This is a genomic window from Acetobacter papayae, assembly GCF_047721125.1.
Lineage (GTDB): Bacteria > Pseudomonadota > Alphaproteobacteria > Acetobacterales > Acetobacteraceae > Acetobacter > Acetobacter papayae.
In genome coordinates this window covers 13,352-35,380 of record NZ_JBDNWF010000004.1, presented here as the reverse complement: position 1 = coordinate 35,380, position 22,029 = coordinate 13,352, and the positions used below count along the sequence as shown (strand labels likewise).

The 22,029-nt window shown below is 55.2% G+C and carries 16 protein-coding genes and 2 tRNA genes; 4 read left to right on the top strand and 14 right to left on the bottom strand.

What is annotated here, in order from left to right; translation table 11 throughout:
* Positions 1-17: 17 nt before the first annotated feature.
* The 14 genes from ispF to gpt form a co-directional block, all read right to left on the bottom strand.
* Positions 18-1,172 (bottom strand): 2-C-methyl-D-erythritol 2,4-cyclodiphosphate synthase, encoded by a 1,155-nt coding sequence (ispF, locus tag ABF757_RS02435; RefSeq protein ID WP_415480782.1) that lies wholly within the window; start codon positions 1,170-1,172, stop codon positions 18-20.
* A gap of 77 nt (positions 1,173-1,249) precedes the next feature.
* Complete coding sequence (rfbD, locus tag ABF757_RS02430) at positions 1,250-2,137, bottom strand: dTDP-4-dehydrorhamnose reductase (RefSeq protein WP_415480781.1); 888 nt, start codon at positions 2,135-2,137, stop codon at positions 1,250-1,252.
* Entirely contained in the window at positions 2,137-3,210 is a 1,074-nt protein-coding gene (rfbB, locus tag ABF757_RS02425; RefSeq protein WP_415480780.1) for a dTDP-glucose 4,6-dehydratase, read from the bottom strand. The genes rfbD and rfbB overlap by 1 nt, the downstream gene beginning before the upstream one ends.
* A gap of 21 nt (positions 3,211-3,231) precedes the next feature.
* The gene (gene rfbC, locus ABF757_RS02420) at positions 3,232-3,783 is read right to left on the bottom strand and encodes a dTDP-4-dehydrorhamnose 3,5-epimerase (RefSeq protein WP_415480779.1); all 552 of its coding nucleotides are present in this window, start codon (positions 3,781-3,783) and stop codon (positions 3,232-3,234) included.
* 97 nt (positions 3,784-3,880) lie between these two features.
* Positions 3,881-7,282 (bottom strand): glycosyltransferase, encoded by a 3,402-nt coding sequence (locus tag ABF757_RS02415; RefSeq protein WP_415480778.1) that lies wholly within the window; start codon positions 7,280-7,282, stop codon positions 3,881-3,883.
* 29 nt (positions 7,283-7,311) lie between these two features.
* Complete coding sequence (locus tag ABF757_RS02410; RefSeq protein WP_415480777.1) at positions 7,312-9,282, bottom strand: glycoside hydrolase family 99-like domain-containing protein; 1,971 nt, start codon at positions 9,280-9,282, stop codon at positions 7,312-7,314.
* 177 nt (positions 9,283-9,459) lie between these two features.
* Positions 9,460-10,425 carry a glycosyltransferase gene (locus tag ABF757_RS02405; RefSeq protein WP_415480776.1) on the bottom strand — a complete coding sequence of 322 codons (966 nt, stop codon included), beginning with the start codon at positions 10,423-10,425 and terminating at the stop codon, positions 9,460-9,462.
* Positions 10,426-10,530: 105 nt separating this feature from the next.
* Positions 10,531-11,430 (bottom strand): glucose-1-phosphate thymidylyltransferase RfbA, encoded by a 900-nt coding sequence (rfbA, locus tag ABF757_RS02400; RefSeq protein WP_025860525.1) that lies wholly within the window; start codon positions 11,428-11,430, stop codon positions 10,531-10,533.
* Between the two features lie 335 nt (positions 11,431-11,765).
* Positions 11,766-12,356: a histidine phosphatase family protein gene (locus ABF757_RS02395; RefSeq protein ID WP_415480775.1), complete on the bottom strand. Its 591-nt coding sequence runs from the start codon at positions 12,354-12,356 to the stop codon at positions 11,766-11,768.
* A gap of 8 nt (positions 12,357-12,364) precedes the next feature.
* Positions 12,365-13,369, bottom strand: a complete 1,005-nt coding sequence (locus tag ABF757_RS02390) for a glycosyltransferase (protein ID WP_415480774.1) — start codon at positions 13,367-13,369, stop codon at positions 12,365-12,367.
* A gap of 417 nt (positions 13,370-13,786) precedes the next feature.
* A tRNA-Arg gene (locus ABF757_RS02385) sits at positions 13,787-13,863 on the bottom strand.
* A 39-nt stretch (positions 13,864-13,902) separates the two neighbouring features.
* Positions 13,903-14,208: an ETC complex I subunit gene (locus tag ABF757_RS02380; RefSeq protein ID WP_025860521.1), complete on the bottom strand. Its 306-nt coding sequence runs from the start codon at positions 14,206-14,208 to the stop codon at positions 13,903-13,905.
* A gap of 23 nt (positions 14,209-14,231) precedes the next feature.
* Positions 14,232-14,308, bottom strand: a tRNA-Pro gene (locus ABF757_RS02375).
* An 86-nt stretch (positions 14,309-14,394) separates the two neighbouring features.
* Entirely contained in the window at positions 14,395-14,886 is a 492-nt protein-coding gene (gpt, locus tag ABF757_RS02370) for a xanthine phosphoribosyltransferase (RefSeq protein ID WP_415480834.1), read from the bottom strand.
* 189 nt (positions 14,887-15,075) lie between these two features.
* Between gpt and ABF757_RS02365 the strand changes: the two genes are divergently transcribed.
* The 4 genes from ABF757_RS02365 (at position 15,076) to ABF757_RS02350 (ending at position 22,029) form a co-directional block, all read left to right on the top strand.
* Positions 15,076-16,338, top strand: coding sequence for an exonuclease SbcCD subunit D C-terminal domain-containing protein (locus tag ABF757_RS02365; RefSeq protein WP_415480773.1), 1,263 nt, complete (start codon positions 15,076-15,078; stop codon positions 16,336-16,338).
* The gene (locus ABF757_RS02360; RefSeq protein ID WP_415480772.1) at positions 16,338-20,063 is read left to right on the top strand and encodes an AAA family ATPase; all 3,726 of its coding nucleotides are present in this window, start codon (positions 16,338-16,340) and stop codon (positions 20,061-20,063) included. Before ABF757_RS02365 ends, ABF757_RS02360 begins: the two co-directional genes overlap by 1 nt.
* Before the next feature lie 312 nt (positions 20,064-20,375).
* Positions 20,376-20,894 carry a sigma-70 family RNA polymerase sigma factor gene (locus ABF757_RS02355; protein ID WP_415480771.1) on the top strand — a complete coding sequence of 173 codons (519 nt, stop codon included), beginning with the start codon at positions 20,376-20,378 and terminating at the stop codon, positions 20,892-20,894.
* 100 nt (positions 20,895-20,994) lie between these two features.
* Positions 20,995-22,029 carry a FecR family protein gene (locus ABF757_RS02350; RefSeq protein ID WP_415480833.1) on the top strand — a complete coding sequence of 345 codons (1,035 nt, stop codon included), beginning with the start codon at positions 20,995-20,997 and terminating at the stop codon, positions 22,027-22,029.

The following is a 22,029-nucleotide window of genomic DNA, read 5'->3' as shown; positions in this document are numbered from 1 at the left end:
ACCGGGAGAGCAATGGATCAGGGTACGAGCACGGATACGGTCGCGGCGCAGGCAATCCCTTCCTCACGCCCGGTAAAGCCCAGACGCTCGGATGTGGTGGCCTTGACCGAAATCCGCTCCACATCCACTTCCAGCAGCGCCGCCAGACGCTCGCGCATGGCCTGCGCATGCGGGCCAATCTTGGGGCGTTCGCAGATCAGGGTCAGGTCGGCATTGACCAGCATACCCCCACGCTCACGGATACGCTGCCCGGCATGCACCAGAAAGCGCGCACTATCGGCGTCTTTCCACTCGTTCTGGCTGGGGGGGAAATGACGGCCAATATCCCCTTCCGCCAGCGCGCCGTAAATGGCATCGCACAGGGCGTGGATACCCACATCGGCATCGGAATGACCAGCCAGCCCCAGCGTATGCGGCACCGTAATGCCACACAGGATCAGCGGGCGACCTTCCTCGAAGGCATGCACATCGTATCCGAGCCCCACGCGCGGCAGCAGTGTCGGGCCAATCAGCCTTTCCAGACGCACCAGATCATCCTCGTAAGTCAGCTTGATGTTATCGTCATCACCGGGCACCAGCGCCACGCTGAAACCGGCATCTTCCAGCAGTTTCGCATCATCCGTGGCGGATAGCGATGCACTGGCCCGGTGCAGTTCCAGAAACAGCGGAAAACGGAAGCCCTGCGGTGTCTGCGCGCGGTAAAGATGATCGCGCGACACGGTGCCATCGATCACACCATCCTTGCCACGCTTGAGCGTGTCGGCCACAGGCACAGCGGGAATGGCACCGGGGTGAGCGTCCAGCGCCTCCACCACGTTGCGGATCAGGGCAGGTGTCAGGTAAGGGCGCGCGCCATCATGCACCAGCACCAGATCCGGTTTCTGCTCAGGAGGCAGGCGATCAAGCGCCTCCAGCCCGGCACGGACACTGGCCTGACGGGTGTCACCCCCCGCTACCGGAGCCAGAACGGCAAGGCCATCCAGCGCTTCGGACAGGGAGAGGGTATCACCAACCGGCTGAATGCAGGCAACATGGGGCATCAGAGCCTCGGCCGCGTGACGGATCACGGGACGCCCGGCCAACAGCACATACTGCTTGGGAATGGGGGAGCCAGTTGTGGCGGCATAGCGGCTGCCTGTACCGGCAGCCAGAAGAATGGCAGCTACTCGCATGGGCAAGCAATGCGGTGGGGTGCGGGTGCCGTCAAGAGCGAAAATGCAGCCCGCCTACCCGGAACGCCTCAAGCCGCTCAGGGCTGAGAGAGCAGACACCGCACCGTATCAGCCGTCGAGGCCTGCCATTGTGGAAAACGGACACCGTGCAGGGCAGCCAGCCTGTCCGTTACAAGGCGTGAATTCGCCGGGCGGCGGGCGGGCGTGGGATATTCGCTCGCCGGGATATCGGTCACTTCGGCCCACGGCCCACCCAGCGCTTTGGACGCGGCAAAAATTTCACGCGCGAACCCCGCCCAACTGGTCTCCCCCGCACCAACGGCGTGGAAAATGCCCCGAAGGGCAACATCATCCGGCGCGGCCAGCAGGTTAGCCGCTACACGCAACACCGCATCGGCCAGATCAACCGCCGATGTCGGGTTACCAACCTGATCCCCCACCACACGCAATTGCGGACGATCACCCGCGAGCCGCAGCATGGTTTTGAGGAAATTGCCGCCAAAAGGCGAATAAACCCACGCCGTGCGCAAAATCGCATGGTTGGGCGTGGCCGCCGCAACCACATGCTCCCCTTCCAGCTTGGTGCTGCCATAAACACCAAGCGGGTCAGTCGGGTCTGTTTCCACGTAAGGTGTCGGCTTGGTGCCGTTAAAAACATAATCCGTGGAGATATGAATAACCGGCACACCCAGTTGCGCAGCACACTGCGCCACAATACCCGGCGCCACACCATTAATGGCCCGAGCCAGTTCTGGCTCGCTCTCCGCCTTGTCCACCGCAGTATAGGCCGCAGCGGACACGATAATATCCGGTTGGGTTGCGGCAAGAGCCGCTATACCGCTGGCCGCATCGGCCAGATCAAGTTCGGGGCGGCCGACAGGCACAACCTCGACGCCATGACCAGCGCCCCGTTCAATCAGCGCGCTTACCAGTTGCCCGGCGCGCCCGGTCACGGCCATCCGCATTAGACAGCCGCCGCAGGCTGCGCCTGTGTGGGGATAATACCCAGACGCTCGCCGCCATACTGCTTGCGCAGGGGCCGCCACCACCAGTCGTTATCCAGATACCACGCTACGGTTTTTTCAAGACCGCTTTCGAAATTCTCCTGCGCTTTCCAGCCCAGTTCCGTTTCCAGCTTAGTTGCATCGATCGCGTAGCGCGCATCATGACCCGGCCGGTCCGTAACAAAGCGGATCAGTTCATGCCTTGGCTGTTCAACGGGTACCAGCGCATCCAGCACGGTGCAGATACGGCGCACGACATCGATATTGGTGCGCTCATTCCCGCCCCCTACATTGTAGGTCTCTCCAATGCGTCCACGCTCGATAATGGTGTCGAGTGCGCGGGCGTGGTCTTCGACAAACAGCCAGTCACGAATGTTGTCGCCCTTGCCGTAAATCGGCAGGCTAACCCCATCAAGCGCATTGAGAATGGTCAGAGGGATGAGCTTTTCGGGGAAATGGTACGGCCCATAATTGTTGGAACAGTTGGACACCACCACAGGCAGCCCATAGGTGCGCGCCCATGCCTTGGCCAGATGATCCGACGCAGCCTTGGAAGCGGAATAGGGAGAACTGGGGTCATACGCCGTCTGCTCGGTAAACAGGCCGGTATCGCCCAGAGAGCCGTAAACCTCGTCCGTTGAAACATGCAGGAAACGGAAGTCTGCCTGCTCCTCAGGCGTCAGACCCGCATAATAGGCGCGCGCCACTTCCAGCAGGGTGAATGTGCCGATCACATTGGTCTGCACAAAGTCCTCGGCACCGCTGATCGAGCGATCGACATGGCTTTCAGCCGCCAGATGCATGATCCGCTGCGGGCGGAAGCTGGCAAATGCCTCGCTCATGGCACGGCGGTCGCAGATATCGGCATGCAGAAAACGATGGTTGGCGGAATTTTCAACCAGCTTGAGCGATGCCAGATTGCCGGCATAGGTCAGCTTGTCCACGGTCAGCACCTCGTAGCCTTTTTCAAGCACGAGGTAGCGCACCAGCGCCGAACCAATAAAACCTGCTCCGCCCGTTACAAGGACACGCATCTCAACCCCTCCGGTCCATACTTAGAAATAAGCGGGCAAATCCGCCAGTTTTGGCTGCACCTGATCCTTGGCAGACAGGCTCGCCGGATCGGCGATGTCGGGCCACTGGATACCAATCTGCGGATCGTTCCACAGCACGCCCTTGTCACTCGCCTTGTCGTAGTAGTTCGTAACCTTGTACGACACCTGCGTATCGGGCGTAAGCGTGCAAAAGCCGTGCAGAAAGCCCTCAGGAATCCAGAGCTGGTTGCCCTTCTCGGCTGTCAGGGTTGTTGCCACCCATTTGCCAAAGCTGGGGGACTCACGACGGATATCAACCGCCACATCGAAAATCGCACCGGCCACACACCGCACCAGCTTGCCCTGTGCAAAGGGGGCCGCCTGAAAATGCAGGCCACGCACCACGCCCACACTGCGGCTGAGCGACTGGTTTTCCTGCACGAAGGGAACATCGGCAACATTGGCCGCGAACCAGTCGCTGCGAAATGTCTCCGCAAAATAGCCGCGCTCATCCTGATGCCGTGTCGGCAGGATTTCGAACACGCCATCAATGGCCAGTTCTGTCAGTTGCATGCTTAAAATCCAGACTTATTGCGCCGTTACCGCATGTTCGCAGCATTACCTGCCGCGATAACACCAACCGCCTGCCAGAGCAATTGAGCGGCTTTGCCTACCCTCCTGCCAGCAACGTCTTGTAAACTTCTCCACACCGGGAAGGGCTGTACTGCGCAATGGTTTTACGGGCCGCGGCAATCTTGGCGGCGCGCATAACAGGATTATCCGCGCATTCCCGCAAGGCGCGCGCTGCAATGGCAATATCAGGCTCCATCCAGCGCTGCCCCGAATAAAAAGCATAATCACCGGCAAAAACCGGAACCATGTCTCCGCCCACCAGCCAGCTATTCTCTTCCGTCATGAAGTCCATATTGCCGGAATAAGCAGTGGCGATCACCGGTATGCCCAGCCCCATCGCTTCGGCCATCAACCGGCCAAACCCCTCGGCACGATGCAGCGAAATCACCGCATCACAGGCCTTGAGCAACTCGTAATAACGGGCGCGATCCATGACTTCGTTGCGAATAAGAATACGGGGATCGATCACCGCCTTACGCAGGCATTCATGCCACAACGAATCCGGCAGCGTATTCATGGCCTTGATAACCAACCGGGCCTGCGGGTGCTCATGGGCAGGAAAGGCACGCTGGAACGCCAAAATCGCCCCCAGCGGATTCTTGCGCGAAATCGAGGAGGCCCCGTCAAAGCTCGTAAAAACCACGAATCCGTCATCCGGGAGATCGAACTCGGCCCGATCGACCGAGCACACTTCCGGCACGGCAACCGGTAGCGGTACCTTGATAACCGGCTTGTCTGTAGCCTCACGGAAGGCCCGGGCAGAATGTTCCGAATGGCACCAGATTTCGTCCACCAGTTCCATGGCGACCTTGGCGGGTTCAGGAAAATGCTCCAGCTCCCACTGCCAGAACCCTATCCTGCGCCGCGCTGAAAACGCCCGCACACCCACCTTGGCCAGCAAAGTGGCCGTATCAAACGCAGGCATGACATAGAACATGACATCGGTGCCGAACTCGGCCAAAGCCGCCTCTATCGAAGGCTCATCCGCCCCTTGCCGCGCTATGATCGTCCATGGTGCCCGCACAACGGTGGGATTGAGCTCCACACTCTGCATCGAAGCACGCAGCAGGCGGATATCTTCCCCCAGCCCGAACTCCCCACGCGGATAACCGACCAGCGAAATTGCCAGATCGCTCTCTGCCTCTGCCGAGGCTACCCCGCCCTGCGGAGCAAGAGCAGACTTCTCCCCAACTGGCATGAGAACATCAGCCGGAATCGTACGGTATTTCGCCTTCCCCGCCCTGTTCCACCAGGCTTCCTGCGCTGGGGCATCATCCGCCCCCTGCACAACCGGATCTCCAGCGGCACGGGACAGGGCAAACAGCCATCCGATAGCGGGGATATCCAGCACCGCATGACTACCGGGCATAGGCCGGCCAAGTGCTACGCGTGGGCCAGCACCCAACGGGTCGGCCAGACGCGGATACTCCTGAATGGCAAATTGCAGATACCAGTCTATGAGCCCACGCAGGCCATCGGGCTGCGTCAGATCGAAGGCCTGAGCGATATCGGAGCGCACCATGTAAATGATCGCTGCAAAATCCGCGAACAGGGGCTCAAAGCCCTGAGCCGCCCCAAATTTCAACCCTGACGCCACCGAAGAATTGAAATACGGCATCCCATGATTTGGTAACCCCAGTGTTTCCGCATACTGAATGATTGCAGACCACAGAACTTTTGGGGAACAGACACCTCCTGTTCCAGACGCCGGCACAACATCAGCCACAACACTCATTAAAAGAGTTGGCAAGATCACTTTTGTCTCGCCAAATTTATTCCCCTCGCAGCAGTGCAGCCACCGCCCCTGAGCGCTAACAAGCCAATCAGGAGCTCCTAGATAGCTAACTTGCCCCTCAGTCAGCCACCACCACCACAACTTCTTGACATTGTACCCCCCCTCACCTTCCACAACCGCCAGCAAATCTGGCCGCCTCAGCAGGATAATACGCAACAAGGGGGTCACACCTAACACCCCGTCAGCAGCCATAGAAGGAAGCCACTTAAGATGCAGAATTTCCGCTAGAGTTCGCCTTGCTAAATCAGCAACTACGGGATAAAGGCGCCACCCACACACCAACCACCAGTAAACCAATTCTTCGCACCCAACTTGGGTGTGAATGTCGGGCAAACACAAATCAGGCCTCTGCTTCACAATCAGAGACAACAAAGGAATAAGGGTAGCATTATTCCCCTTCAAGGGCTCAAACAGCCACGCGAGGCATGCTAGGGAGTAATCCCAAAGGTCTGGATAAACAAACCCGTGCTGCACCCACCAGTGCATTAGGCCGTCAACACCATCCTTGTTTCCTATATCGAAGGCACACCTCAAATCCGCACGAACTGAATATACTAGAAGAACGGGAGTTGGAACTTGAGGGGAATGCAGGTTGGGCAGGAATGGCATCCCAGCGCGAGGAAGCGAAAAAATACCAGCCTCAGCAGTAAAAAAATGCTGCCAAAGAGCCTCTCGTCCCGCGAGCGTATCGAGAGATATGCGCGCATTAATATCTGTATTGTGAAGCCAGAGCAATTTTAATAGCGGCGTAATACTTAACCCATCATTTATATGCTCTAGGTCAATATCACACCTATGCAATATATCCAATTGCTCACACTCAAACCACTTAGGGGATTCTAAATATTCGCTCTGCCCATAATTCAGCCACCAAAACCAAAGTGCAGCAACTCCTTTTTCTGTCTGGGTATCAAACATATTTTTTAAATCAGATCGATTTTCCAATATCAAACCCAACAATGGCGTCACTAGCAAACCAATCTCACACCCATTATACTCCCGAAGATATTTAAAATGTAAATTTTCCAGAAAAATACGATCTATATACTCATCAATACTAGACAATTCAGAGCGGCCAACAGAAAGCCACCAATAGAAAAAATCGCTAAAAGATTTTTTTTCATATATATTGTAACTAAAAAAGATACCTATTTGCTCTTGCATAAACCACTTTGATTCTACTAGGTATTGAATCTGTCCATCTTTAAGCCACCAGCGCCAGAGAGCACAAACTCCATCTTGAGTCGAAATATCAAAAAAATCATGCAAATCGTTACGGTGGCGCATGATCAGTTGCAACAGAGGTGTAACCATCACCTCGCCGCAACCGGCACCATCTCGCAACAATTTTAAGTGCATTGATTCGAATAGTTCTCTATTTATATTATCAGATAGGCCTAAAAAAACTGATTGGCCTTCAGAAAGCCACCAGTATACAAGCCTATCCAAACCATCATCGGTTTTAAGGTCGTGAGATAACTGAAAGTCTGAACCACAAGCTAACCACACAGCGATTAGAGCCTTCGGAACATCGTAATTAAATTCAACGTTCCTACAGTACGAACCTGCGAGATTGTCCGCAAGACACTCCATTATCACCAAACCTCCGAAAAAAAACTCGCACATCTGACTAAAGAATTTCAATAAAATCTTTGAAATACTAAAGAATATTTCTATCCGTCGACTTCATTAGGCGTAGATTCTGCAAATTCGTACAATTTAGCTCCAGAAAAAATTAACTCTCCACTAACTTTATCAGACAACGCACCAACTTTAAGACCAATGCTCAACGCACTATAAGAAAATGCCCGCTCCATTGCATGAGCAAGCGTCCCATCTACCTCTCCATTTTCAGTTGAAAAATCATCTACACCAATACCCAATGCCACTATTGGCATTAGCGCTTCGACACGAGCAAGAAACATTGTTCCCGCTATAAAAGTATCTTCTTCTCGAATTTCATCAATCCCTAGACGCTGTGCAATTCGTTTTATTGCCCTAGCATTAGAACTGAAAAATGAGGACATAGACAATAAGTGCTTTTCTGGCCCAAGAATACCCAAACTATTATTACTATCAAACATAGAGAGCATTTCCGTTATTTTTAACGGATCAGTAAGATAGTGAACCAACTCATTCCTCCAAGAGGAACCATCTTCACGATGAAGGGATTTTTTAGTATGCAACTTAAGTACGTGACTATACTTTGAAAGCTCAATTGCTCTCATAACTTCGAGGAATGGCGCAACATCGCGTCCACGATTCTGAACTTCTAGAACCACCCCCTTTAGCCCCATGCCGCTAAGATGCTCCGTCACTTGCTCAACTTGATTAGAGCCTGTTGTCACAAAAAGATCGAACGGAACCGGCAACTGAACCAAACGCTGTGTAATTTCTGAAAGAATTTCTGGATAGAACGCATGAATAATTACAGCTACCTTACGTTCACTTGAAAAGTTTTTCCTTTTTAGCGCGGCCTTCAACATAGCAATACGGGTGGCCTCTAAAAAGGCATAACCATGCCTATTATCAGGCTCAAGATGAGCCCCTTCTGCCCATTCATTCCAAGCATTGATAAAAATCAATCTTTTATCCAATTGCTTCTCTCGCTCAAGCGTCTCCTCTATGACAATATTAAGAAACTCTTGGTAACGTGACGGACTAGAACCCAAAAATATAGTTCCTCGACCTGGACGACGAGCCTCATTATCCCACGACGGGCAAACACTCCTGAAAATTGTATAATCTGGAGGAATATAAGCAGCAGCCTTGTTAATCAGATCATCATATTCATATAAATTTCCTTGGTAGTCCGAATTAAACCAATTCAAATGCTCTTTATCCTCATTGGAAACTTGAGTTGGACGACAATCATTAGGAGAGAACTGGACTGCACCATCAAGACCATATGCAGCAGGGTCAACAGGTTCAAACGATTGCGTGCACGCTATAAAAATCTCACCGATACCGTTATCTCTACACCATTGACGCCATTTTTCAGCCGTCTCCGCCATATTAGGCAAAAGTGACGGCCTGTAAACTATCAGTAACGGCTTTCCATCAACCCTAAGATACTTCTTATTCGTCAGATATCTAGAGAGATAGGAAATAAATTCCACACCGTCCTGCTCGCTATAGTTTTGGGCTATAAGTATATCTTCATCCGCCCCATCCCAACGCCGCGTCCAGTTCTCATTTGCCCAGCAAAGACAAAATTCGAAATCAATCGCGTCATTCTCAGCAAAGCTTTTAATCGGGTCTTCTAGAAGACGAACCCCATTAAACCAATAAAAATAAAAACAAAAGGCTGACAACCCGGCAGCACGAGCTAAATCCACTTGCCGTTCCTGCACGCACGGAAGGCGAAGATCGTAAAAACCGAGCTCCCCCGGCAGATGCGGTTGGTAATGCCCCTCAAATTGAGGAACAGCACGCGTCACATTTCGCCACTCAGTAAACCCCTTCCCCCACCATCTGTCATTTTCAGGTATAGGATGGAACTGCGGAAGATAAAATGCCACAAGCTTTACATTAGGCTCAAGCATATCCAGAGCAGGAAGACACTTCACCGCGTCATTACACGCAACACCATATGAAAAATAGGCATCTTGAGCAGCATACTTCGATGAGAATTTATCAGACATTTTCTTGGTCACTTGACAGTGGGAGCTCAGAAATAGGTTTTGATCCTAAATTAGAACACTCGCAGACCGGATGTCAAGAACTATAAATATTACGCACCAATAAAAACCACACAAATAACAAATAAACCATTGAAAAAAATCTAATACAAAAAACTAAACACTCACCACTCAAGTATATCACCGCCCTCCACACAGATCTCCAACAAGTTCGAGCAACTGTTGCGTTGGTTTGGGCTGGACATGCAGCGCCTTCATGCGCTCGACCAGTTCCCCAGCGCCCTTTCCGGCGAGTGCCTGCTTCATGGCAGCACGGATTGCCTGCGGTGTGTCGCTTTCGACATAAACCGGAGCATTACCCAGCACTTCACGCGACCATGGGTGATCGTTCAACACCATAGGCCGCCCCGCCAGAGCCACCTCCAGCGACGAAAAGCCCGGATAGTCGAGCCCCAGTTCGATATAGGCATCGCAACTCTGCACGGCTGAGCGCAGTATCTCGGAATTGGGCTGCACATAGGGCAGAAAGCGCACATTTTCCCCGGCAGCGGCTCGGCAGCGATCATAATAAGCCTTGTCGCGATGGCCGCCGATAAACACCAGAGGGATATCACCATCCTGAAGGGCCTCAATGGCCCGCAACTGCTGTTTACCTTCCTCAATCTGCCCAACCCACAGGATAAACTGCTCAAGCCCATAGGCTGATTTGAACAGGTTTTCTTCCACAGGCCTGCCGAAAGCAGCCGAAATGCCCGCAGGCACCACGGCAGTCCGTTCAGGCGCAATAGCAAAATGCTCAACGCATAGTGCCCGCTCCTGCTCTGTACGCAGGATAACCAGATCCGCCAGATCAAGGTGCCGCTGCACAACCCCACGCGCGGTGTGCTGAAGATCAAAAAAATTGAAATTGGGCAGCAGAATGACAGGAGTTCCTGCAGCCTTGACCTCGGCCAGCAACTGCTCCCCCCCACCATGAGCGGAAAAATGGATCACCGCATCGTAAAAGCTGAGCCGCTTTGACGATGGACCATAGATATCGGCCCTAACCCCAAGATCGTTGATAAGTTCGGCCAACTGCCGCAGCTCGGTCTCGCCGCCGCCATGGGTCAGAAACGCCTGATGATAGGTCGTGAGGAGAAGTCGCAAGCGAACACCTATGATTTTACTGCCGCGTCCACACCAGAGGCTAGCACGGGCCCGTTCACCGGACCAGCGCGATCATGAAACCGGCAGAGGCCTCAACAGACGGAGTTAGTGACCACTCTGCCGATTATGCAGCAGGCCAAGCAGATATTTACCATAACCGCTTGCGACCAGCGGGTGCGCCAGTTGCTCTAGCTGCTCATCGTCAATAAAGCCCATGCGCCAGGCGATCTCTTCAATACACGCGATCTTCTGGCCCTGCCGTTTTTCAATAGTCTGCACGAACTGGCTGGATTCCAGCAGGCTGTCATGGGTTCCGGTGTCAAACCACGCATTGCCGCGGCCAAGCCGTTCAACATTGAGCTTACCTGCCTGTAGGTAAACCTCGTTCACAGTCGTGATTTCAAGCTCACCGCGCGCTGAAGGCTTGATACCCTTGGAAATCTCAATGACATCGTTGTCGTAGAAATACAGCCCGGTTACGGCATAATTGCTTTTGGGGTGCTTGGGCTTTTCCACGATCGAGACTGGGTTAACGTCATCGGCATCGAACTCGACAATACCATAACGCTCAGGGTCGCTAACGGTACAGGCAAAGACCGTTGCTCCTTCCCTACGCTCACCCGCACGGCGCACGCTATCGCCAACACCCGTCCCGTAAAAAATATTATCACCCAGCGCCAGAGCGGCATTGGATGAGCCGATGAAGCGCTCACCAATAATGAAGGCTTCCGCCAACCCACGCGCCTCAGCCTGAATGGCGTATTCAAACCGCATGCCAAGGTCTTCACCAGTGCGGAGCAGCTCCTGATAAAGCGGCAAGGCACTTGGCGTCGAAATGATCAGCACTTCAGTAATACCCGCCAGCATCAGCGTGCTCAGCGGGTAATAGACCATCGGCTTGTCATAAACCGGGAGCAACTGCTTGCTAATGGAAAGGGTCGCAGGGTAAAGGCGCGTCCCGCGTCCACCTGCCAATATTATGCCTTTGTATTTAGACTTGAGCATGTATCTGATAGCATTCCCAAATGCAGTTGCTGGCTGACAAACATCGACTGACGGCAAACAAGCGATTAACCAGTATCCCTCGCCCACGCAAGAAGACCGTGTTTTCCTGACACCTTTTAGGCTCAAATCAAAGACAAGAGCCCTGTTAGGTAGCAACTATGCCATGCACCAGATCGTCCGACAATCCAAGATGCAACAGGCTCAAAATCAAGCACATCCATCGGTCTTCAAGCTTTACACATTGCAACACAACCGACCGTCATTAGGATACTACCTGTCCTGCAAGCACACCTGCTATCAAAACCCAATGAATACTGCCAACTTTGATCAGTTTTTTAAGACAACCCTGCATATTCAAGAATGATTTTTCTCGAATTTTTATCTTTTCGAAATAATGTCAGCGATGCGTTTGGCACCAGAACATTCGGAAACATCGACAAGGGTATATTCAATAAATACTGGCTGATGACAGCAATGGGACCGGCATGGCAAACCGCCGCCAGAAGGCCGGGAGCATCCAAGCGGGCAAGAAACTCCTGCTCCAGCCAGTCAATGGAACGCGCAGCCAGTTCTAGATGCGATTCACCTTCACTATAGCGATCCGAGAGTTTTTCGCCGAATTGAGGGAATTTTACTTTAAAATCCTCGGCACGCCATGACGCAAATTTTCCGGGATCCGTTTCGCCCAGCCTCGCATCAATCGACCAGTTTTTCTGATCAGAAAAAATAATCTCGGTGGTCTGGAGAGCCCGTTTCCACGGACTGGAATACACAATATCAGGGATCAATCCGCGCTGCTGCATCAATCCACGCAGGCTTCCCGCTTGCTCCATTCCATGCTGCGTAAGTTCATCGTGCACTGTCGCATTCAACAAGCCTGCGACATTCCCATGTGACTGACCATGGCGGATAAGAAGAAGGTCCATGCTCAGCTTTAACCTTGCGAGATATTTTGCGGCAACGCGCGCAGAAACATTTTGGAAATATGCTCAACCGTAAAACGCTTATGCACATCTTCGAAGGCGTTTTTGCGTATCGTATTGCGCAATTGGGAACTGGTCAGCATTTCATCAAACGCCTGCGCCCATGCCTGCGCGTTATTCTGCGCAATATAACCGGTTACGCGGTGCGAAATGGTGCCGCGATATGTCGGGCAATCCGAATATATTGCCGGAATCCCTAGGCTCCCGTAATCAACATATTTGATGGCCGACTTGCATGAGTTGAAGAAAAACGTGTCCGGATCTTCTTCCGCACCGAGCGGAACAATCCCAAACAAATACCCTTCATCCCGAATGGCCTTCTTATATTCAATATTCGCAAGACTACCGCGATGAACAAGATTGGGAAGATCGTGCATTTCGGGAAAAGCATCGCCCCAAAAGTCAATTTTCAGCTGAGGGTTTTTCTCAACAACCTGCGACAGACCTGAAAAAAACTGAGCTCTGAAATTTATGAGCTTAACACCATCCAGATTGGAAAAAATTATTTTAGGCGGTGTCTTTTCCTGCCAATGCCCCGGCGACAGATCAAACGACTGATGATCAAAACCGTTAGGGACAATGACAACACTGGAGTGACGCAACTGCCGCATCTTCTCCTCCAGAATATGATTGGAGGCCGTGGCAACGCTCGCCTCGCGGATCATCGATGACACGTTGTCAACGAAGCCCGCGTTCATTTCGAGCACACTCCACGACGGCAGATCCAGCAGCCAGTCATCTAAATCGTAGATCGTGTGCAGCCCCAGCTCGTTTGCCAACCGCATGATACTGAGCGACTGGTTAGAGACATGCTTGTTAAACAGCACGGCATCAAAGCGCCTGAGCGAATCGCTATCAATAGCGGTTTCGGAAAGCTGCTCCCACACCAGAAGATTGTGTCTTTGCATATAGGTGAGCAACGGCACAAATCTGGCACCTATCGTGCGAGATTCCATGTGACCGTCCGTCATGGACTGCCGCTGCACGACCAACAAACGTGGAACTTTGGAAGTGTCTGGAATCCGCATCAATCACAATCTTAATCAGGCCATTCGCCGTAACAGCACAGTCATATGTTTCGCCTCACGGAAAATATAGCCACACCGGCGGCCTGCCTCAAGACACGCGCCCTGCCGCCCGTGCATTCCAGATCATAACACAGGCACACCTCTATACCGGCATCATGCTGCAACCAGAATGGCGTCAGAAATCTTACGAGACGGTATGGAACGCGAACCGCTGGATTATCTGGGGCAGGCAAAAACATCCAGTGAAGGCTGTCCAACAATGTGGACAAAGCTTAGCTTGCCGCGCCGACATACTCTGCACAGAGAGACAGAACGCCACAACCCATTAATTTTAAAAAGAAAATATGGCGCGCCCTGCTGGATTCGAACCAGCGACCCACAGCTTAGAAGGCTGTTGCTCTATCCAACTGAGCTAAGGGCGCCCTGTTGGTTTTCACGCATAAAGGCGAAGGCGCTTAAAATCAATGCGTCCAGTTCTGGATTCGGTCAGAACGGAAGTTATCGGCATAAACCTTGGGCCGCCGCAGACGCTCGGCTGGCGTTTCAACCTCAACGTCAATCCGTTCGCGCTTGGCGTAGGCCAAGGCCTCATCAAGCGTGTCAAACGCGAGTTTGATCTGGGAGCGGGAATCCGTGCTGCCTGTCCAGCCCATAAGGCTGTCCTGCTGCCTGGGGGCACCCTGCCCGTATTCGAGAACCCAGCGGCGCGTACCTGCGAGACCGGACTGACCGGCTGGTTTGGACTGTTTATAAACACGAGCTGGCATATCGGGGCTCCCCGCTTTTGCAGTGGTCGGGGCGCCCGGACTCGAACCGGGGGCCTCGTGTACCCAAAACACGCGCGCTACCAGGCTGCGCCACGCCCCGAACGAGGCAGAACCTAAGCGCACCGCCGCCCGCTGGCAAGAGCTGTAACATCAAAAAACCGATAAAATTTCAGCCAGCACATCGGGTTAGGCCGCCGTGCCGCCATCTCGACCGCCATCGACCAAAGGTGGCACGAAAAGTGGCGCCGTATCCCATGGGAACAGCACCCATGTATCCTGCGAGACTTCCGTCACGAAATGGTCGGTCAGCTCGCGCCCCATGGGTTTGGCATACAAGCATGCAAACACCGCCTTTGGCAGACGCTCACGCACAAGCCGCGCGGTCACGCCAGAATCCACCAGATCATCCACCACCAGAAACCCCTCGCCATCACCTGCCGCATCCGGCTGCTTGACGATCACGGGCTCTCCCTGCTGCTCCTCATCGTAAGACACCACGGAAATGGTTTCCATCACGCGGCAGCCGAGTTCACGGGCAATAATAGCCGCAGGGATCATGCCGCCGCGCGTAATGGCCACCACACCTTTAAACGGCATGAGCGGCATAAGCTGGCGCGCCAGCGTGCGGGCATCCCTGTGCAGTTGGTCCCATGTCACGGTTGCGTAGTGCGTGGCCATTCCGTTTTCCATGTCGTGTGTCGTTCCATCAGGGAAACAGACATGCTCCGCAATCGGGCATCATGCAACGCATTAAAGGGGGAATATTCCAACGCATGGCCATGCCAGACTGGGTGTTGTCTTTCCTAATTTGCCTGTTCCATAATGAAACATGGCTTTTTCCCTCACGCTCCACAGCACCCTCGCCCCATGATAACGCCTGCCCCCCCCGGCGCGCCCGTAAAGCCGGTCCGGCTGCTGCATACATCGGACTGGCATCTGGGCCATGAACTGTTCGGCCACACGCGCGAGGCCGAGCATGATACTTTTCTGGCATGGCTGTCAGACACGCTGGAACAGACACAGGCCGATGCCCTGCTGGTTACGGGGGATATCTACGATGTGGCCAATCCATCCGTGCCCGCACAGCAACGGCTCTACCGGTTTATAGCCCAAATCCGCCAGCGCCTGCCGCGGCTACAGATCATTATCATCGGCGGCAATCATGATAGCGCGTTGCGGATCGACCTGCCGGGTGCACTGGTCGATACAGATGTGCATTTCATCGGGGGGCTACCCCGCCATGAACGCACGCCAGATATGGAGCGTATCTGTATCCCCCTGAAAAACGCTGATGGCATGACTGCTGCATGGCTGGCTGCTGTTCCCTTCTGCCGCCCTTCTGACCTTGAGGCCGATGGGCTTGCCGGGTTGTATGCCCGGATCATAACGGCACTAGCGCAAAAAGCGCATGGCCTGCCTATGGTGCTGAGCGGCCACCTGCACGTAGCAGGGGGCGAGGTTTCCGAACTCTCCGAGCGCCGCCTTGTTATCGGGGGGGAGGAAGCCGCTGCCACCGACCTGTTCGACCCCCGCGCCGCTTATGTCGCCCTTGGCCACTTGCACCGCCCCCAAACGCTCAACGCCGCCATGCCCATTCGCTACGCAGGCTCCCCTTTCCCGCTTTCCGCCACGGAACGCACCTATCGCCACTCCGTAACGCTGGCCATCCTGCAGCCGACAGGCACCATACTGGATATCCTGCCCATTCCACGCCCGGTGGCTTTCCTGCGTATTCCCGAGCGAGGCGCGCTCCCGCTTGAGGACGCCGTAAAGGCTATACAAGCACTTGATCTGCCAGACCTGCCCCGCAGACTGCGGCCTTTTATTGAAATCGCCATTCTGGTCGATGGCCCTGAGCCACACCTGCAGGCCCGTATTCTGGCGGCTTTGGAAGACAAGCCCGTGCGCCTGACGCGCATCCGTCGCGTTGCACCCCAAAGTGGGCAGAACGCCGCCCCGAGTGAGCGCGGCCGGGATCTGGCCGACCTGCAGGCGAAAGATGTCTTTATCGCCCTGCATCAGCACAAACACCACAAACCACCGAGCGATGCCTTGAGCCGCGCCTTTGCCGAGCTGGCTCTGGCCGCCTCGCGCGAGGATGATAGCGGCCAGATGGATGGGAACAACTGATGCGGATCCTGTCCATCCATGGCAAGAACCTTGCCAGCCTTGCCGGAGAATTCTCGCTCGATTTTCGTGAAGGGCCACTGGCCAATGCAGGTATTTTCGCCATAACCGGGCCAACGGGTGCGGGTAAATCCACCCTGCTGGACGCCATGTGTCTGGCATTGTTCGACAGCCTGCCCCGCCTTGATAGCGCCCCCCGTAGCGGTGAAAGCACACAGGATGGCCTGTCACCCAGCGACCCGCGCGGTATCCTGCGCCATGGCACGGGCGATGGCTATGCCGCACTTGAATTCGTAGGCCGTGATGGGCACAGCTACCGCAGTCAGTGGAGCGTGCAACGCGCACGCAAGCGCCCCGATGGTGCCCTTCAGGCTTCCAAAATGGAGCTGACCTGTCTGGACGCGCATCCGGCGCTGCCAGACAAAAAGAAGGAAATCAAAGAGTATATTCTCAACCAGATCGGGCTGAACGCACAGCAGTTCGGCCGCGCCGTAGTGCTGGCGCAAGGAGAGTTCGAGGCTTTTATCAAGGCGCCGGGCGATGAGCGCGCCCTGTTGCTCGAAAAGCTGACCGGCACGGCCCTCTACACCCGTATTGGCCAGCTTGCTTTTGAAAAAGCGAGTGCTGTCAAAAAAGCCTATCAGGCCATAGAGCAGCAGATCGCGGCAAAAAGCTGCCTCGCCCCCACGGCCCGTGCGGAGTTGGAGGCACACCATAAAACCGCGCAAGACAGCCTCACTACTAGTGAAGTCCATCTGAAAAACCTGCAAACCCAGCAAGAGTGGCACACAAACCGTATCCTGCACGCCACACGGCTGGAAGAAGCCCACAAGACCCTGACCGCCGCCAAAATCGAGCAGGACAATGCCGCCCCCCGCCGCGATGCTCTGGCCCGTAACCAGCAAGCCTTAGCTCTGGCCGAAATCTGGCGGAATAGCCTTGCCGCGAAACAGACACACGAAGAGGCCAAAACAGCCGCCGAACAGGCCCGCATAGCGGAACAAGCTGCCCGCAACACTGTGCAGGCCGCCCGGCAAACGCTAACCGAGGCCGAAAACCACCTGACACAGGCCCAGCAACGGCAGACAGAAGCGGCTCCCCAACTGGCAGCCGCCCGCGCGGTCGATCAGGCACTGGCAACCGCCAGACAAGCTAACACCACAGCACGCGAAAAACATACTGCCTGCGAAGCTGAAAGCAGAGACACACACCAGCAGGCCGAACAGGCCACAGCAGCACTCACCAACGCCACGAACCTGAAAGCTGATTTGCAAGCATGGCTGAATGAACATCAGCCCCTTGAACGGCTCACGCATGATGAGCACGATATTACCGACAGGCTGACCGCCCGCCATGAGTTGGAACAGGGCATCCTGCCCCTGCAACACACTCTGGCAACACAGGAAAAAGAACTGGACCTTGCGCAGGCGGCCATGAAGACCGCCCAACAGGACTGCACAGCCGCTCAAACCTCTCTGCAGCAGGCCACCCAAGTCCTGCACGCGGCAAGAGAGTGCGCCCCCACCACGCAGCAAAGTGACGCACTGCAGGCGGAATATAACGCATTATCAAAAATAGAGCAGGATAATGCATCATTACAAAAAGACCTCTCGTTACTCCACCAGAGCAGGCAGGAATATAAGAACATTCTTGCTGACCTTGCCCGCCTGACGCAGGAACAACAAACACGCCAGAAAGCCAAAGAAAATGCCGAACAGGCTTTGCCTGAACAACGGCTCCGGGCAGAAGAAAAACGTAAGGCAGCCACACGGCTTTCCGCCGCGACAGATGGCACGGCACGCCTGCTGCGCGAGGCACTGACACCGGGGGAGCCCTGCCCTGTCTGCGGAGCTACGGAACATCGCCTTGCCTCTCTCACAACCGTGTTGGATGAGGCCGTGGAACAGGCGCGTGCGGAGGCCACAGCCGCCGAGCAGGCTCTGCGCACCACCGAACAAACACTGACCGACCTGACAGCAGCCGATAAGGCCGCCCAACTGCCACTTGCCCGGCTGGAGCAGCAACAAAAAAGCCTCAAGCAAAAACTGAGTGAATACGAAACTCACTGCGCACAGGCCACTACCACCCTGCATCAGGCCCTACATACACAGGGTGAAACACCAGACCCCGATACCGAGGCACTGGCCCGCCGCCTCCACATCCGACTGGACAGCCTGACCCAGCAAAAAACGGCCATGGCCCGAGCACAGGAAAAGGCGGAAGAGGCAGACAAAGCCGAACGGCAGGCCCGTATCAGCTATGAGGAACAGCGCAGGCTCTCAGACAACGCCGCTGAACGCCTACGCATGGCCCAGACTGCCCACAGCACCACGCAAAGCGACCTGACAGCCGCCACACACAAACAGGAAGAACTGACCCGCTTTCTGGCAAACCGGCTGGATAGAATTGGACCGGACTGGCAAAACCAGCCCAACCCCGGCCAGTGGCTGGCGCACAAAACAGCCGAGTGGCGGGATAAAAACACCCGCTTGCGTGCAAACGAGACCGCCTTGCCCGAACTAAGCGCGCGGGCGGCTGAGGCCAGACAGGCCGACAAAACCGCACAGCAGCAGCTAGAAGCCGCACAACAGGCCCTGAACCTGGCTGAAACACAGTGTTCAGACCTTGAGCAGGAGCGTGCAACCCTGCTGGACGGGCAATCCGTGCAGGCCGTTGAAACCACGCTGGCTACCACCATACAGACAGCCAGCACACAGGAAAAAATCGCCCGCAATGCGCATGAAAATGCAAACCTATTCGCCGCAAAAGCCAGCACACAGAAGCAGGATTGTGAACACGCGGTTGTAACCACGCAAGAAAAATACACAGAGAGCCAGTGCCACCTTGATGAACGTCTAGCAGAGGCCTCACTGAGTATCGCGGATGTGGAACGTGCCAACAACCTTGGCGCAACGGCTCTGGCAATTGAAGCCGACGCCCTACGCGCGCTGGAAACAGCCATAGCCACGACGCAGGCAACTGTTGCCACCCATCAGCACCTATTGAACCAGCACGATACCACGCGCCCGACCGACCCCACGCCGGAAGGGACGTCGCTTGAGCAGGCGATAAAGCTTGCGACAGCCGAGACAGAACAGGCAAAAACGACTGTGCAGGACATCCTGTTTCGCCTGCGGCAGGATGATGAGGCCCGCAGCCAGACAGAAAAACTGCATGCTGATCTGGAACAGGCCCAACAGCAAGGCAAGGTCTGGGAAGACCTCAACGATCTTCTGGGCGATGCCAAAGGCAAGATCCTGCGCGGTTTTGCCCAGAACCTGACCCTTGACCGCCTGCTGGGCTTTGCCAACGAAAAGCTGGCTGACCTCAAACCCCGCTACACGCTCCAGCGCGCCGGGGGTGAAACGGCGGACAGCGCAATGCTGATCGAGGTGGTAGACAACGACATGGCGGGCCAGACCCGTGGCCTGCACAATCTTTCTGGCGGCGAGCGCTTTCTGGTCAGCCTGTCGCTGGCACTGGGTCTGTCGGAAATGTCATGCGGGCATGGTGTGCGGATTGAAAGCCTGTTCATAGATGAAGGCTTCGGCTCACTGGACTCCGCCAGCCTAGGGCAGGCCATTGCCGTGCTGGAGCATCTGCACGCACAAGGCCGCCGGGTTGGGGTGATCAGCCATGTCGAGGAACTGAAGGAACGTATTCCCGTCAAAGTCGAGATCACACCCGGTGCCAGCGGTCGCAGCACGCTCAGCATCATGACTGACTGAACCGAGGCAGCTTGTCCGCCCCTTTCCAGCCAACGATTCGCAGCACCACAAAAGCGGCCTCGAAGCAGCATAAAACTGCCCTTAATATAAGGGACGAACGAGGGAGGCATTTTTATAGCCATCCCTGCATTTTTTTATGCTCTGACCGCATTAGAGGGCTGAAAGTGCTGGCACTGTGGCGTTCTGGCCAATGCAGAACGAATAGAAGTTGCGGTTAAGAACCTGTCGCAATACACCAAAAGCACGCGAGCCCGCACAGCCCGGTCTGGCATGTTTTTTTGACCCCTTACCCACGGCAGGACCTTGAGCACGGTGAAGGATTCAGAACCCATTCTGAACGTCTATCTCAGCCATCGCCTGCATTTTGTAGACGTGGCGGCAAGCATTGTCGGCTGCCGTGCCCGGGCTGAGGACATCGTGCAGGATGCCTTTATCAAGGCTTCGCTGGTGCATGGAAAAGGCACAGAAATACAAAGCCCAGTGCCTTATCTGCTGCAGGTTATCCGCAGGCTGGCCATCGATTTCCTGCGCTTTGGCCGTGTCCGCAATGAAACCGACATAGCGGATAGCGCCATTCAGAACCTGCTGAGCGACCCGCGTTCACCCGAAACCTATCTGAGTAACTGTGAGGAGCTAGCAATTATCGAAACCGCGCTGGCCACCCTGCCTGAACGCGTGCGCCTTGCTTTTGAAATGAAGCGCTTCGGCGGCTGTAAACTGCGCGAAATTGCCGTGGCACTGGATATTTCAACCGCGCGGGCCGCACAACTGGTGACAGAAGCCATGACAGCCTGTCAGGCGGCTCTTGACCAAGCCGCACCTAGAAACTGAACTGACTGCCTTTAAAAATGCACGCACGCCCCCTCTCTTTCATAAGACCGCTTTTGGTCTGCTGCCCGGTTGATGGAGCGTGGAGTGTCATGCCGTGCCTATGACAGATAACCCTTCCACTTCGCACGACCCACTGGGTAGCGAAGCCAGTCTGTGGATCATCCACCTGACGGAAAACCCGCATGATCCGGCCCTGCGTAGGGAGTTTTCTGTCTGGTTTGGCCGCTCCCCCGCGCATGCCCATGCCTGGGCGCGCGCACTGCATGTCTGGCGGCTGTCCGGTGCTATCGAACCGGTTCTGTTCCCTCACCCCAGTTCAGCCAAGACACATAACAAGCCTGCCCTTTTCGCTGGCATGTCTGCTGCTTTTGCACGCGCTCCCTCGCCGGCTACCGTGCGGCGGACAGCCGTGGCCTGCGCTCTCAGCGTCGCATTCTGTGCGGCGGGAGCACTTGTCCTGCCCGATATCCGTATTGCCCTGCAGGCCGACTACAGGACTTCAACCGGCAAAAACCAGACCATCACCCTCGCGGATGGCAGCATCGTCACGCTCGGCGCACGCTCGGCCATAGCCGTGCATTATCGCCCTCAGGCACGTGACATTACCCTGCTGGCCGGTGAGGCTTTTTTTCAGGTTCGGCATAATGCGGAGCGGCCTTTCCGCGTTACGGCCGGAGCCACGCAGGCACGTGATATCGGCACACGCTTTGATATCGGGCTGGATTCAACAGAAGTGCGGATCAGCGTGCAGGAAGGTCTTGTGGGCGTATCCAATACCCCACAGGGGCAGGAACTCGTGCTGGGAGCGGGAGAAGAAATCCGGGTGGACCGCGCAACCGGCGGCATGACGCGCGAAACCGTTGTGCCGGACACCATTGGTTCATGGCAGACTGGCATGCTCGTTGTCAGCAACGATACGGTCGGGCATGTAACCAACACACTCAGGCGCTATTATTCCGGCTATATCGTAAGCTGGAACCCGGCCCTTCTCTCTCGGCATGTTGGGGGGGTGTATGATCTGGGCAACATCCCCGCCGCCATCAGGGCGGCGGTTGTGCCATCCGGTGGGCGTGTGCGCGAAGTAGCGGATCATATGCTGATTGCAACCGCTGCCCCTCACCCCCGTAAACCCTGA

What these genes read in the sequence shown, in the direction of transcription:
- ispF (WP_415480782.1), bottom strand. Translation starts at nt 1,172, where the DNA reads ATGCGAGTAGCTGCCATTCTTCTGGCTGCCGGTACAGGCAGCCGCTAT.
- rfbD (WP_415480781.1), bottom strand. Translation starts at nt 2,137, where the DNA reads ATGCGGATGGCCGTGACCGGGCGCGCCGGGCAACTGGTAAGCGCGCTG.
- rfbB (WP_415480780.1), bottom strand. Translation starts at nt 3,210, where the DNA reads ATGCGTGTCCTTGTAACGGGCGGAGCAGGTTTTATTGGTTCGGCGCTG.
- rfbC (WP_415480779.1), bottom strand. Translation starts at nt 3,783, where the DNA reads ATGCAACTGACAGAACTGGCCATTGATGGCGTGTTCGAAATCCTGCCG.
- ABF757_RS02410 (WP_415480777.1), bottom strand. Translation starts at nt 9,282, where the DNA reads ATGTCTGATAAATTCTCATCGAAGTATGCTGCTCAAGATGCCTATTTT.
- rfbA (WP_025860525.1), bottom strand. Translation starts at nt 11,430, where the DNA reads ATGCTCAAGTCTAAATACAAAGGCATAATATTGGCAGGTGGACGCGGG.
- ABF757_RS02395 (WP_415480775.1), bottom strand. Translation starts at nt 12,356, where the DNA reads ATGGACCTTCTTCTTATCCGCCATGGTCAGTCACATGGGAATGTCGCA.
- ABF757_RS02390 (WP_415480774.1), bottom strand. Translation starts at nt 13,369, where the DNA reads ATGGAATCTCGCACGATAGGTGCCAGATTTGTGCCGTTGCTCACCTAT.
- ABF757_RS02380 (WP_025860521.1), bottom strand. Translation starts at nt 14,208, where the DNA reads ATGCCAGCTCGTGTTTATAAACAGTCCAAACCAGCCGGTCAGTCCGGT.
- gpt (WP_415480834.1), bottom strand. Translation starts at nt 14,886, where the DNA reads ATGGCCACGCACTACGCAACCGTGACATGGGACCAACTGCACAGGGAT.
- ABF757_RS02365 (WP_415480773.1), top strand. Translation starts at nt 15,076, where the DNA reads ATGATAACGCCTGCCCCCCCCGGCGCGCCCGTAAAGCCGGTCCGGCTG.
- ABF757_RS02360 (WP_415480772.1), top strand. Translation starts at nt 16,338, where the DNA reads ATGCGGATCCTGTCCATCCATGGCAAGAACCTTGCCAGCCTTGCCGGA.
- ABF757_RS02350 (WP_415480833.1), top strand. Translation starts at nt 20,995, where the DNA reads ATGACAGATAACCCTTCCACTTCGCACGACCCACTGGGTAGCGAAGCC.